13 protein-coding genes are annotated in these 13375 nt (G+C 58.5%); 7 read left to right on the forward strand and 6 right to left on the reverse strand.

What is annotated here, in order from left to right; genetic code table 11:
* Nucleotides 1-17 precede the first annotated feature (17 nt).
* Genes nuoJ through nuoN form a run of 5 tightly spaced genes read left to right on the forward strand, consistent with a single transcriptional unit; the run spans nucleotide 18 to nucleotide 5701 of the window.
* A complete protein-coding gene (gene nuoJ / locus ACTRWH_RS11740) occupies nucleotides 18-560 on the forward strand; it encodes an NADH-quinone oxidoreductase subunit J (protein WP_462826426.1) in 543 nt (180 codons plus the stop codon).
* Complete coding sequence (gene nuoK, locus ACTRWH_RS11745; protein ID WP_007151973.1) at nucleotides 557-865, forward strand: NADH-quinone oxidoreductase subunit NuoK; 309 nt, start codon at nucleotides 557-559, stop codon at nucleotides 863-865. Before nuoJ ends, nuoK begins: the two co-directional genes overlap by 4 nt.
* Nucleotides 862-2730: an NADH-quinone oxidoreductase subunit L gene (gene nuoL, locus ACTRWH_RS11750; RefSeq protein ID WP_462826427.1), complete on the forward strand. Its 1869-nt coding sequence runs from the start codon at nucleotides 862-864 to the stop codon at nucleotides 2728-2730. The genes nuoK and nuoL overlap by 4 nt, the downstream gene beginning before the upstream one ends.
* Nucleotides 2727-4262: an NADH-quinone oxidoreductase subunit M gene (nuoM, locus tag ACTRWH_RS11755; protein WP_462826428.1), complete on the forward strand. Its 1536-nt coding sequence runs from the start codon at nucleotides 2727-2729 to the stop codon at nucleotides 4260-4262. Before nuoL ends, nuoM begins: the two co-directional genes overlap by 4 nt.
* Entirely contained in the window at nucleotides 4262-5701 is a 1440-nt protein-coding gene (gene nuoN / locus ACTRWH_RS11760) for an NADH-quinone oxidoreductase subunit NuoN (protein WP_462826429.1), read from the forward strand. The genes nuoM and nuoN overlap by 1 nt, the downstream gene beginning before the upstream one ends.
* Before the next feature lie 108 nt (nucleotides 5702-5809).
* On the opposite strand, the gene ACTRWH_RS11765 is transcribed toward nuoN, so the two are convergent.
* Genes ACTRWH_RS11765 through ACTRWH_RS11775 form a run of 3 tightly spaced genes read right to left on the reverse strand, consistent with a single transcriptional unit; the run spans nucleotide 5810 to nucleotide 8292 of the window.
* Nucleotides 5810-6265: an MgtC/SapB family protein gene (locus ACTRWH_RS11765; protein WP_075195894.1), complete on the reverse strand. Its 456-nt coding sequence runs from the start codon at nucleotides 6263-6265 to the stop codon at nucleotides 5810-5812.
* A gap of 49 nt (nucleotides 6266-6314) precedes the next feature.
* Nucleotides 6315-7481, reverse strand: coding sequence for an AI-2E family transporter (locus ACTRWH_RS11770; RefSeq protein WP_036204413.1), 1167 nt, complete (start codon nucleotides 7479-7481; stop codon nucleotides 6315-6317).
* A complete protein-coding gene (locus ACTRWH_RS11775) occupies nucleotides 7465-8292 on the reverse strand; it encodes a M90 family metallopeptidase (protein ID WP_085681397.1) in 828 nt (275 codons plus the stop codon). Before ACTRWH_RS11775 ends, ACTRWH_RS11770 begins: the two co-directional genes overlap by 17 nt.
* 215 nt (nucleotides 8293-8507) lie before the next feature.
* On the opposite strand from ACTRWH_RS11775, the gene ACTRWH_RS11780 reads away from it, so the two are divergent.
* Nucleotides 8508-9587 (forward strand): alpha/beta hydrolase, encoded by a 1080-nt coding sequence (locus ACTRWH_RS11780; protein ID WP_462826430.1) that lies wholly within the window; start codon nucleotides 8508-8510, stop codon nucleotides 9585-9587.
* A gap of 9 nt (nucleotides 9588-9596) precedes the next feature.
* Here ACTRWH_RS11780 and ACTRWH_RS11785 read toward each other — a convergent pair whose 3' ends face one another.
* The 3 genes from ACTRWH_RS11785 to ACTRWH_RS11795 all read right to left on the reverse strand — a co-directional run bounded on the left by ACTRWH_RS11785 (nucleotide 9597) and on the right by ACTRWH_RS11795 (nucleotide 12498).
* Entirely contained in the window at nucleotides 9597-10448 is an 852-nt protein-coding gene (locus ACTRWH_RS11785) for a lipase secretion chaperone (RefSeq protein WP_075195892.1), read from the reverse strand.
* A gap of 66 nt (nucleotides 10449-10514) precedes the next feature.
* A complete protein-coding gene (locus tag ACTRWH_RS11790) occupies nucleotides 10515-11294 on the reverse strand; it encodes an SGNH/GDSL hydrolase family protein (RefSeq protein WP_036204420.1) in 780 nt (259 codons plus the stop codon).
* 178 nt (nucleotides 11295-11472) lie between these two features.
* A complete protein-coding gene (locus ACTRWH_RS11795) occupies nucleotides 11473-12498 on the reverse strand; it encodes a 2-dehydropantoate 2-reductase (protein ID WP_462826432.1) in 1026 nt (341 codons plus the stop codon).
* A gap of 192 nt (nucleotides 12499-12690) precedes the next feature.
* Here ACTRWH_RS11795 and ACTRWH_RS11800 point away from each other — a divergent pair, with 192 nt between their 5' ends.
* Nucleotides 12691-13362 carry an SDR family NAD(P)-dependent oxidoreductase gene (locus tag ACTRWH_RS11800; RefSeq protein ID WP_462826433.1) on the forward strand — a complete coding sequence of 224 codons (672 nt, stop codon included), beginning with the start codon at nucleotides 12691-12693 and terminating at the stop codon, nucleotides 13360-13362.
* Nucleotides 13363-13375: the final 13 nt, after the last annotated feature.

A 13375-nucleotide genomic window follows, 5' to 3' on the forward strand; every position in this document is an offset into this window, starting at 1 on the left:
CCGGAGGAGGCAATCTGATGGAGCTGGCCTTCTATGTCAGCGGACTGGTGGCGGTGCTGGCGACCATTGGCGTGATCACCGGCACCAGCCCGGTTCATGCGGTGGTGTATCTGATCGTGTCGCTGATCGCCGTGGCACTGGTGTTCTTCGCTCTGGGAGCACCGTTTGCCGGTGCCCTGGAAATCATCGTGTATGCCGGGGCGATCATGGTGTTGTTTGTGTTCGTGGTGATGATGCTGAACCTGCGGTCGGATGCAGAGCGGGAACCGTCCTGGCGGAATCCTCGCCATTGGGCAGGGCCGTCGTTGCTAACGTTGCTGCTTCTGGGTGCCCTGGCGGCCCTGATCGGTCAGGGTGGCATGGAGCAGATGATCGATGGTGAGCTGCTGACCGCACGAGCCGTGGCCCTGACCCTGTTCGGGCCCTGGTTGATGGTGGTGGAGCTGGCCGCCATTCTCCTGCTGGCGGCCCTGGTGACAGCGTCCCATGTGGGCCGGCGATCAAATCCTTTGCGAAAGCAGAGGTCAATGGACAACCGCAACCAGGGAGGCAACTCATGACGGGAATTCCCATGGAGCATGGGCTGATCCTGGCCGCCATTCTGTTCAGCCTGGGGCTGCTGGGGCTGATGCTGCGTCGCAGCATGTTGTTTGTGCTGATGAGCCTGGAAGTCATGCTCAACTCGGCGGCGCTGGCATTTGTGGTGGGGGCCACGGCCTGGAACCAGCCGGACGGCCAGGCCATGTTCCTGCTGGTCATTACCCTGGCGGCGGCGGAAGCCAGTGTTGGGCTGGCGCTGATGATTCAGCTCTACCAGCGCTTCCGCTCCCTGAATCTGGATGCCGTTAGCAGGATGCGTGGATGATGGCGATGGCAGTGACTCTTTCGTTTCTGTTGCCTTTGGCGGGCACATTGATCCTGGCGTTCAGCGGCGGACGCTTGGGCGCATTGGCCAGTTCCGTCGTGGGCGTCGGTAGTGTGGGGCTGGCGGCGCTGGCCACGGCCTGGGCGACGATGGCTCATGCCGGCGGCAGTGAAGGAATAACCCTTTGGACCTGGATTGCCGTCGGGGATTTCCAGCCCACCATCGGCCTGGCAGTGGATGGCCTGGCGCTGGTGATGATGTCAGTGATTACCGGTGTGGGTTTCCTGATTCACCTATTCGCCGCCTGGTACATGACCGGTGAGGAAGGCATTACCCGCTTCTACGCCTGGATGAACCTGTTTGTGTTCAGCATGATGCTGCTGGTGCTGGGAGACAACCTGCTGCTGCTATTCCTCGGCTGGGAGGGTGTCGGCCTCTGCAGCTATGGTCTGATCGGCTATTACTATCAGGGCAGTGCCAACGGCTGGGCGGCCTTCAAGGCGTTCGTGGTAACCCGCATTGGCGACGTGTTCCTGGCGCTCGGGCTGTTCCTGATCTTCATGGAGCTGGGCACACTCGATATCCAACAATTGCTGGCCCTGGCTCCGCAGCAGTGGCAAGAAGGCAGTGCCACCGCCAACCTGGCGGCGTTACTGGTACTTGGTGGTGCCCTCGGCAAGTCGGCTCAGGTGCCACTGCATACCTGGTTGCCCGACGCCATGGCTGGCCCCACGCCGGTGTCAGCGCTGATCCACGCGGCGACCATGGTCACGGCGGGCGTGTACCTGATTGCCCGGCTCAATGGCCTGTTCCTGCTGGCCCCGGATGTGCTCCTGCTGGTCGGCGTGATCGGGGCGGTGTCTCTGCTGCTGGCGGCCTTTGCGGCTCTGGCCCAAACCGATATCAAGCGCGTGCTGGCCTACTCCACCATGAGCCAGATTGGCTACATGTTCGTGGCGTTGGGGGTAGGCGCGTTCGATGCTGCGATCTTCCATCTGGTGACCCACGCCTTCTTCAAGGCCCTGCTGTTCCTGTCTGCCGGGGCAGTGATCATCAGTTGCCACCACGAACAGGACATGCGGCGGCTCGGCGGGCTTTGGCGCAAGCTGCCCGTGGCTTATGGTGGCTTCCTCGTGGGCGGCGCGGCGCTGGTGGCATTGCCACTGGTGTCGGCTGGCTTTTTCAGCAAGGACGAAATCCTGTGGCAGGCAATGGCGGCTGACCAGACCGGCCTATTGATTGTTGGATTGCTGGGCGCGGTGTTGACCGGCATCTATACGGTTCGACTGATCCTCGGCACCTTCCATGGCGAGCCCGGAAGCGACCACGCCCGCCATCCGGAATCCGGCACCAACCCACTGACTCATCACCTGCCGTTGATGGTGCTGGCGGTGCTGTCCACCTTTATCGGCGCCTGGCTCTATCCGGGCCTTGGCGGACTCTTCCCGGACGCACCCGGAGAAGCAGCGGACACCGGCCATACCCTGCTGCAGGTACTTGCCATGGGTGCCGCTATTGCGGGTTTGCTGTTGGCAGCATGGCTGTTCCTTTGGCGGCGTGACTGGCTTGCAAAACAGGTCGGGCAGGGCATAGGCGCTCGTCTGTGGAGGCTCTGGCACCATGCGTGGGGTTTTGACGCCCTGTTTGATCGGGTGCTGGTGCAGCCCTGGCAGTGGATGGTGAAGGTTCTGAGGGTGGATCTGCTGAACCTGGTGATGAATCTGCCAGCGCTATTGGCGCGTGCGCTTAACGCCGGGCTGGTGAAAAGCCAGAACGGTCGCGTGCGCAGCTACGCCCTGGTGATGGTACTGGGCGCCACGATCATCCTGCTGGCTCTGGCGGTGTTGCCGGGAGGGCTAGCATGATCCTGGTGTGGCTGATCCTGATCCCGTTTGTGGGTGGGCTGCTGTGCTGGCAGGCGGACCGTTGGGGCGACAGGGCGCCTCGCTGGATAGCGCTGGCCACCATGTTGTTTGTTCTGGTCATCAGCCTGGTGCTCTGGGTAACCGGTGATTTTGCGTTGCCGGGCGAGGTCACCAGGCATTGGCTGCTGGAATGGAGAACGTCCTGGATCCCGCGTTTTGGTATTGAGATTCATCTGGCGATGGACGGCCTGTCGCTGATCCTGGTGGCGTTGACCGGCTTCCTCGGCGCACTGGCCGTGCTCTGTTCCTGGCACGAGATTGACCACCGTGTGGGCTTTTTCCACCTGAACCTGCTGTTCATCCTCGGTGGTGTGGTGGGCGTATTCCTGGCGCTGGACCTGTTCCTGTTCTTCCTGTTCTGGGAAATGATGCTGGTGCCGATGTACTTCCTGATTGCGCTCTGGGGGCACAGCGGCTCGGCGGGGCAGACCCGGATTCGAGCCGCTACCCGATTCTTCATCTACACCCAGGCCAGTGGCCTGCTCATGCTGGTGGCGATACTCTCACTGGTGTTCGTGCATTACGCCAACACCGGCGAACTGTCCTTCAGCTACGACACCTTGCTGGATACCGAGGTCCCGGAGGCGCTGGCGCCGTGGCTGATGCTGGGCTTCTTTGTGGCCTTTGCCGTGAAGCTGCCGGTGGTCCCATTCCATGGCTGGCTTCCGGATGCCCATGCCCAGGCGCCGACCGCCGGCAGTGTCGATCTGGCCGGTATCCTGTTGAAAACCGCCGCCTACGGCATCCTGCGGTTTGCGCTGCCGCTGTTCCCGGAAGAGTCCCAGGCGTTTGCGCCTGTCGCCATGACACTCGGGCTGGTGGGCATTATCTATGGTGCCGTACTGGCGTGTGGACAGCAGGACATCAAGCGCCTGATTGCGTATACCAGTATCTCCCACATGGGCTTCGTGCTGATTGCCTTGTATTCAGGCTCGGAACTGGCGATTCAGGGTGCGATCATCCTCATGGTGGCCCATGCCTTCTCCAGTGCCGGGCTGTTTATTCTCAGCGGCCAACTGTATGAGCGCATTGACACCCGTGACATGCGGATCATGGGCGGCTTATGGGGTCGAATCCCGGTGCTGCCCGGTTTTACCCTGTGTTTCGTTGCCGCCTCCCTGGGTATGCCTGCCACCGCCAATTTCGTGGGTGAATTCATGGTGCTGTTTGGCACCTTCCCCAGCGCGCCGGTCGTGGTGGTGATTGCCAGCGTGGGGCTGGTGCTGGCGGCGATATACTCCCTGCTGCTGATGCAGCGGGTGCATTATGGCCCGGAATACCGCCAGGGCGCCCTGAGAGGGCCGGACGCGCGAGAATACGGCATGATGTTGGTGCTGCTTGTGCTGACGGTGATGGTGGGGCTCTATCCTCAGCCAATACTCGACATTACCGCCCCGATAGCGGGCCCGGCTGCCGAGCTGTTTGAGCAAGCCGGGGCAGAACTGGCCAGCCGCGCAGGGGAGGTGAACTGATGCTGACCCTGGCAAATCTGGTTGCACTCGTACCACTGATCGTCGTTGGTGCCACCGCGGTGATCGTCATGCTTGGCGTAGCCTGGCAGCGGCACCATGGTGCCACAGCGTTGGTTTCGGCCGTTGGGCTGGTATTGGCTCTGGCCTGCGTGCCTGTGGCCTCCACAGCATTGTCATCGCCGCCACTGATGACTATGGATGGGCTGGCGTTAATGGGCAGCGTGCTGGTGCTCCTGTGTGCGCTGGTCACGGTCGCCCTGAGTCATCATTACCTCACCGGTTACATCGGCCCCAAGGAAGAGTTTTACCTGTTGCTCTTGTGTGCGGTGACCGGGGCACTGGGGCTGGTGGCCAGCGACCATCTGGCGACCCTGTTCATCAGCCTGGAGCTGCTGTCGATGCCCCTCTACGGCATGTTGGCCTATAGCTTTCGGGCAGAACGGTCTCTGGAAGCCGGCATCAAGTACCTGGTTCTGTCTGCGGCCGCGACGGCGTTCCTGTTGTTTGGCATGGCGTTGATCTATGCCCGTACCGGGCATCTCGACCTGGCGGGCCTGGCGACGGGGCTGGCAAACACCTCCGATGCGTGGACGCTGGCTGGGGCTGTGTTGATGCTGGTGGGGCTTGGCTTCAAGCTCTCCATTGTTCCCTTTCATCTCTGGACGCCGGACGTATACCAGGGTGGGCCTGCGCCGGCCACCATTTTCCTCGCCACGGTCAGCAAGTTGGCGGTGTTCGTGCTGTTACTGCGTCTGGTGACCGTTGCGCCGGTGTTTAACAGCGACTGGTTGAACACGCTGATAACACTGTTGGCCTTGATCACCATGTTGGGGGGCAACCTGTTGGCGTTGTTCCAATCCAACCTGAAACGACTGCTTGGCTATTCCTCCATTGCCCATTTTGGCTACCTGATGGTGGCTATCGTTGCAGGTGGGGCACTGGCGGTAGAAACCGTGGGGGTTTATCTGGTGACCTACCTCGTCACCACACTGGCAGCCTTCGGCGTGGTTACCCAGCTGTCCAGCCCGTTCAGTGGTGAAGATGCCGCCGGACTGCACTATTACCGTGGGCTGTTCTGGCGCCGTCCATGGCTGGCAGCCGTGATGACCGTGAGTTTCCTGTCCCTGGCTGGCATCCCGCTCACTGCAGGGTTTATCGGCAAGTTCTATGTATTGGCACTGGGGGTTGCTGAAAACCGCTGGTGGCTGGTGGGCGGTATCGTCGCAGGCAGTGCCATTGGCCTGTTCTACTATCTGAGGGTGATGGTCACCCTGTACCTGCCGGAACCCGGAATGCGCCGGATGGACGCCACCAACGACTGGGGTAACCGCATTGGTGGGCTGACGCTGCTGGTCGTGGCCGTGTTGATCCTGGTGCTGGGTGTTTATCCCTCGCCAATGATCCAGTGGGTGGCCGGGCTGTCGACAGCTGCGTTCTGACCTCCCGTTTTGGCCGGATCAGTGATCGTTAATGGCCTAATTATCGTTAATGGCCTAATTATCGTTAATGACCTAATTATCGTTAATGACCTAATTATCGTTAATGACCTAATTATCGTTAATGACTTCGTGCTCGAACCGGCCAAGAACCACCATGATGATCAGCGCCAGCGCCGTGACCATGCCGGCCAGGGCGAGGTTGCCGATGCCGCACGCAACGCCAACTGCGCCCGCTGTCCAGATGGATGCACCAGTGGTAATACCCTGAATACTGCCACGGCTCTGAATAATGCTGCCAGCACCCAGAAAACCGATGCCGCCGATGACGCCCTCAACGATCCGCGTGGGATCGATTCGTGCCGAGGGGTCGCCTTCGGCCGTGGCGAACAGGATATGAATCCCCATCATAATGAAGGCCGAGGCCCCCAATGACACCAGCATGTGGGAGCGCAGGCCTGCGGCTTTGCCTCTCAATTCCCTTTCCAGCCCCAGTAACAGGGCCAGCCCAGCCGCGGCCAAAAGTCGGAACAACATATCCATCAGGGGGATTTCACTGTCGAACATCGTGTGTCTCCTTTGTTGTTATTAAGCGATGAATGAGTGAATGGGGCGTCTATTTTCCTAGCAGTTCACCGACCGGGCGTAAATTAACGACATGGTCGCACAATGACTTGACGATCATCAGGATTGGAGTGGCAACCACGAGGCCTACGGGTCCCCAGAGCCAGCCCCAGAACAGCAGGCCGATAAAGATGGCAACCGCGTTGAGGCTGGAGATATGGCTGGTAAGCCAGGGCGTCAGCAGATAGCCCTGAACGCTGGTGATGGCCAGTGACGTGCCGGCAACAATGATCGACATCTCCAATTCGCCAAACTGGATAAAGGCGGCCACACCTGTGCCCATAAGCACCAGGAACGGACCCAGGTACGGCACGGCACTGGCGACGCCTGCCAAAACACCCCAAAAGCCGGCCTGTTCAACGCCCAGTGCCAAAAACGCCAGCCAGGTCAGCACGCCCACAAATACGGCACCTACAAACATCACAAACAGGAACTGCCGTACGCTGCGATGGAACTCGTTCATGATTCGGGCGGCTTTACGCATTCGTGCGAAGGATGGCCCGGATATTTTGACGATCTTGCGTCTGTACAGCGAGCCAATGGCGAGCACGAAATACACCAGCAACAACGCCGAGAAGCACTGGGAAATCAGCACCAGCGCTGCCGGGGAACCCTGAAGTACGTAATCTTTGATCTCGAGGGGTTCGTCCACCACGCGCACGGGCGTTGCACCCGATCGGGAGGCGTCTTCGTTGCCCTGATCGGGGCTGGCGGTGGCTTCAATTTTCTTTGCGGCGGATTGCGCTTTTTCCATCATGCTTTCCCCGTCCTTGGGGCGGCTGGCTTCATTCTGCTGAAACTGTTCGATGGCCACCGGTATCTTGTCCAGCATAGCCATGGCTTCCTGCTTCAGGGGAATACTGGCTCCGGCAATAATACCTATAAGCAGAATCAACACCACAGCCGCCGCCAGGGGGCGGGGTACTCTCAACCGATTGATTGTAGCGACAAGGGGTTCAAGGGCGTAGCTGATTAACACCGCCACCACCAGTGGCAAAAGAACCGCCTGGGCCCAGTCAATAAAATAAAGGGTTGCGATACTTGTGAGTGTGATAAGCGACATGCTGCGCATGTTGATGGCGTCAATCAGCGCCTGACTGTTCTGGGAGTTGTTGTCTGCTCCCGACTCCTCACGCTTTGTCTTATCGCCGTTCTCCATGGGATATTGCCTCCGTGTCTAATCGGTAAAACCGTTGCAGCGCTTCGTAGACTTCCGGCTGTTCCGCTTTCAGGTGCTCCGGTTGTTGGTAAAAGGCTTCCGTCAGCACTGCAAAAAACTCGGCGGGTTCGGTGGCGCCGTATGGGTCCAGCCAGGGCTTCTGGTGATGTTGAAGCGACTGTCTCAAGTGTTCATAGGCCTGGGTCATTGTTTCCTGCCAATGTCTTGCCTGTTCGCCACTGAGTGGCGGAGCGCCGTCCGCAGTGCCGTCCAGGTAGTCCAGCTGGTGGGCGAATTCGTGAAGAATGACGTTGTGGTGCCCATCAGGGTTGACGGCACCTTCCTCGCACTGTGTCCAGGCCAGAACCACCTGTCCATAACTTGAGGCTTCGCCGGCGCGAATCTCGTTACTCTCGCTCACCACCAGGCCATCATGCTCAATATCCCTGACACGATAGGCATCCGGATAGACCAGGATACTGCGGATGTCGTCGAAGTCGGAATAGCTGCGGTTCATGATGAGCAGGCAGGCATGTCCCGCGATGGTCAGGCGTACGGTGTCGTCCACCTCGAACCCATCGCAGCCGTAAAAGGATTTCTCCGCCAGGAACAACTGTACATGCTGTTCCAGTTGTCGTTTCAGCTTGGCCGGCAACCCGGGGAATAGGGGCACCTGGGACTCGAGCGTCGCGCGCCAGTTCTCCGGAAAGGGAGTTTGAAGCTGTCTCTCGCGACGCCAGTTGCGGTAGAAAAACAGATAGAAAACCGAGGCGGCAATCACGGACATCGCGCAGAGAGTGTAGATCAGCATGGGCAAGATTCCGGGGCCGTGTGGTGATTTGACATTTTAGTTCAGTTTGCTAATTAATTAGGTGTTGGGTAGCAACATTCCCACCGTGCGATTGAATTCTGATGCCGTTCATCATAGGGGGTTGTAGGGCGGCCGTCAGGGAACTTTTCGTTACTTCCTATCAGTAGTGGCCACCAGGTCGTTCCGTGGCATGGAAGCATAAAGGAATCTGCTCCATGTATATCGTAACCAATAGAACCGTCGATGAAAGCAAACACTCAGAGAGTGAGGCCTTTGGCAGTAAACCCATTGAAGGCCCCAACGAGTTGCGGCTGGCGGAGGCATCCCGCCGGCGAAACCGCTGGCATATTGATATCCTGCCTGACCAGATCACACCGCAAATGGCGAAGAGTGTCGATCTTAATCCCGACAATACCTACCCGGCGAGCGCCTACGTGGCCCGCAAACTGATCGAGAGATCCGGCCACGGCGCTGGTGCGCGCCCGAACGGAAGAAACCTGCTGTTGTTTGTTCATGGTTACAACAACGATATGACTGATGTGCTTGATCGTGCCGAAAGGCTGGAGCAGAACTTCGGCGTTGAAGTCATTGTGTTCAGTTGGCCCGCCAATGGTGGAGGGTTGCACGGCGTGCTCAGCTACAAGAGCGACAAGCGGGACGCCCTCGCCTCGGTAGGGGCATTCAATCGCGTGCTGGAGAAGCTGGAAGCCCTGGTGAGCGACTTTCATGCGCAGTACGTGATGGATCTGGAGGCGCGTGCGGAAGCCCGGTTTGCAGACAACGCCGCCGCGTGGGACCGCTACTTTGCGAAGGAAGTCGAGAAGCACTGCCCGTTCACTGTGAATCTGATGTTGCACAGCATGGGGAACTATCTCTACAAGCATTTGCTGGGGAGTTCGGTGTACAGCGGAGATCGGCTGTTGTTCGATAACGTTGTGATGGTGGCCGCGGACACCAATAATGAAAACCACGCCGAGTGGGTGGACCGAATTCCCTACCGCAATCGTCTCTATATCACCATCAACGAAAACGACGGAGCACTAAAGGCCTCACGCCTGAAAATGGGCGAACAGCAGAAAGCCCGGCTTGGCCATTACCTGCGCCGGCTGGATTCCAGGGTGGCGACCTATATCGACGTTACCAGCCAGCCTCATGTCGGGGATTCCCACGCCTACTTTGAGGAGTCGCCGTTAAAGAACGCGAAAGTTCTGGATTTCTTCAAAGCATCGTTGAATGGAAAAGTGGCTGAGAAGCCGACTCGTTATGATCCGTCACGAAACGTTCACCGATTGTGATTGCGGATTTCAGTTAACCCCAAATCGCCGCTCTCGCTCAAACCGGAAGAATCCGTCTCGTTCCTCAAGGGCAATGGTTTTGGCAGAGCGCCCGAAGTGTTCTGCACGCAAATCGTCCAGCGCTTTATCCAGTTGATCTCCGGAATAGCGCCGGGCAAGTTGGTTTCGTTCGGCCATGTAGGCTTTGCCATTTTGCCAGCGTTCGTTGCGTTGCTGGTCCTGCTTTGAAAGGCGGCTGATGGCTTCTTCCGGATAGCCCATCTGGCGGCGCAGGCTGTTGATGCGTTCCTGGCGAGCGTCTGCCGATAAGGTGTGGAGGTGGCTCTGAACAGCGTCGAGGCTGAACAAGGTGCGAGCCATCACGTCCGGGCCAATAAGCCGTCGGGCCATATCGTTGTTGTAAAGCTGTTCTACTGAGGTTTTAAGCTGGTGCGCGGTTTCTTCCGGGGTGATTTCGTGGGCTTGGTCCAGTCGCTGCAGTTCCGCCTGAAAGGCGTCCTGATTCGCATGCATGGGAGACTCCCGCTCGCCCCATATACGGCTGGCCTCGTCACCGAACAGTGCCTCCCGTTTTTCCCAGAGCGCTGTCTGGCGTTCGAGCATGGGCATGCCCTGCAACAGCAGCCGGTTGTCTTCCAGCCATTGCTCGTACGCGGAGAGCTTTGCAAGGTCTTCATTGCTCAGGGCTGATGGCCCCTGGGATTGGGCCGGCGGTGATGTAGCTGGTTGGCCGGGCAGCACCGGAGTGGACGAGGTCTCGGACGTCAAAGGCTGTACGGGCGTCGTCGACAGGCTAAGGATAAAGCCGGCCGTGCCCAGAATCACCACGGCCAGCCCTGCAAGCCAAAGGGATGTTTTCACAAAGTATTTTCCTGTTCACCGGTTGTCAGGGAGCCTTTCAACGTCGTTGACGGCCCCCTGGTTGAGTTACAGCAAAGGCTGGAGTTTCGGCCAGATCAACTCTGCGATCTTTTGGGAGCCACTATCGGCCGGGTGTATGCCATCGAAGATGATGTCGCTCTCCGTCACCACCTGTCTTGGGTCCACGAAGGTACAGTCGAGAGTGGAATATTCGCAGGCCCTGGCGAGGATTTTGTTGCCGTAGTCGACCGCCTGTTTCATGCTTTTAAGACGGAAAAGGCCGTTCTTGGTGTAGTAGTAACCCACCAGCACGCCGTTCTCCACGCCCGCATCGGACAATTCGTTCAGATAGTTCACGCCGTCCACATACAGATCATCGATCAGATCCTTGCACTTGCTGCTGAGGCGGCCGAACTGATACCACTGGGTTTTGCAGTTGTATGGGTCAAGGGCAATCGCCGGAATAAGGATGTCGTTACCGCCGCCATTACCAACCATGGTGCGGATGTCGGGATTGTCCTCCTGTGCGGTGGCGAACTGCTCGACAACAGAGGGCGCGAGGAACCCACCGGTGAGTTCGGCGCCGGAGACCGTGTAGCGGCGGAAGGTTTCCCCGGCTTTGGCTTCCAGTTCGTCCTGGATCTTGCCGGACAGGGCGAAGATTGAGTCGCCCAGGAATATCACCTGGTCGTTGTCCGCATCAGAGACCTGGGGATTGCTGAGCAGTTGTCCCAGCTGGCCGCAGCCTGTCATAGCCATGGCCATCGCAGTGACCGCCAGGAGTCGAAACAGGGAATGGCCTTTGGAGGAGGTGTCTCTTTCGTCACAGTGTCGGATCTTGTTCATTATTGTGTCTCCGTTGTTGGGGATGAATGGTGCCTGGCGAGACACCATTCATTCGCAACTTGCACAAATTATGATCAGCGCAACAGGTCGGAAGTGGCCGTTTTTTTGTCTTTTTCGGCGGGATGAGCTGGAGTGTGACTGGCCTCTCGAAACGATGTGTTCGCTTTTGACCGGCAGGTTATGGTCTGGAGTGATCGGTGAGCTCATTCAGCAATTCAGAAGCACCCCAGGTTTTTTCCGTTTCCTCCCGTTGATGCATCAGTCGCACGAGTTTGCGGTTGACCGGTGCGTCCGTACCCAGCTTTTCCGCCAGTTTCACCACTTCGCCATTGATCCAGTCAATTTCGGTTGGGCGCCCGGCCTGGAGGTCTTCCCACATGGAGGAACGTGCAACAGGATCGATGGTGAGCATCCGTTTGGCTAGTCGGGTAAACAGCCAATCTGGTAGTGACATCACGGAAGGAATCAGTTTGGTAGGCAGGCCTGTGAGTTTTACCGTGGGTATGCCTGCCGATTTAAGGAGCTCTAGCGTCTCTCTCTGAGCCATTGCCAGGCAGCGGCGATAGTCCCTTTGCGAGAGCTCTTCCAGCAGCGGAACGCCAGAAAGGGCGTTGACCGGGTTATTCAGATTGAGTAACAGCTTGGACCACATCACCGATTCGATATCGCGCCGCAGTTCCAGGGGGAGCCCGGCATGCTCAAACCAGGACAGGGCCGGCTGCAGTGACGGGTGCCGGTCGGCCATCAGGTGGCCCTGAGTGCCTTGATGGAAATGCCCCGGCTCCTGTTGCAGCACGTTGAATGGAACCATCCCGGCCAATACGTTGGCGTTGGGCATAGCGGCCTGGAGGTGCTCTGCGTTGGAGATTCCGTTTTGCAGGCTGACCACCGGTATGCCCTCGCTCACCCAGGGCGCGAGCTGTTTGCCGGCCTCGGAGGTGGCGGCGGATTTGACCGTTACCAGCACAAGATCGGCGTTGCCTGCCGCCTCGGCAGAGGTCACATACTGATGCTCGGTCAGCTGGCTGTGGAAGCGAAACCCTTCATAGTCAGTGACCGTCAGTGGGGAGGTTCGGAGGCGCTCCTGCATGGTCTTTCGGCCCACCATGACCACGTTCACACCGGAAGAAAGCAGCCTGCCTCCGAGGTAACAGCCGATACTGCCAGCGCCAAATATAACGACCTTGAAAGAACTCTGCGTCACGGGCTTTGCCTTATTGTTTTCCCAAATAGTGGAAGGGCTGCCCGCGAGAGTCAACTATCAGGCGGAGCTACGGGGTGAGATGATCTTTCCCGCCAACGACAGTGCCCGGCGATTTTTCTCTCAACTTGAGGGTTGAACACTGCAGTGGTGAGTCCGTATAACGGACCTTTATCCCAATAACAGGAGGCTGTCATGCCTGAACAAAGAACCGTTGTGATTACCGGGGCCAATCGCGGCATCGGGCTTGAGTTGGCCCGTCACTTTGCAGGTGAAGGCTGTGACGTGATTGGCGTATGTCGGGAAGCGTCTCCCGAGCTCAAGGAGGTGGCGACTCGAGTCATTGAATCTGTTGACGTCACCACGGCAAGTGGACTTCAGTCATTGATTGACGGCGTGAAGGGCCAGTCGACCGACCTGCTGATCAATAATGCCGGCCTGCTGCAGGATGAAAAACTGGGCAGCATTGATTTCGATTCCATTCGTACCCAGATGGAAATCAACGCTTACGCGCCATTGAGGGTGGCGGAAGCGCTGGTGTCCCAGATACCTTACGGCGGTAAGATTGCCAACATCACCAGCCGGATGGGCTCCATCGCGGACAACGACTCTGGCGGCCGCTATGGCTATCGTGCGTCCAAGGCGGCGCTGAACGCCTTTGGCAAGTCCCTGGCGATGGACCTTAAGCCAAAGGGCATTGCGGTGGCCCAGCTCCATCCCGGTTATGTGCAAACCCGTATGGTGAATTTCGGCGGACTGATTACGCCCGAGGAGTCAGCAAAGGGCTTGGCGGCGAGAATCGAGGGCCTTAACCTGGAAAACACGGGCTCCTTCTGGCACAGCAATGGTGAGGAACTGCCTTGGTAATAACTTGCCAGGG

Source organism: Marinobacter sp. G5_S1_61_S3 (genome assembly GCF_054968585.1).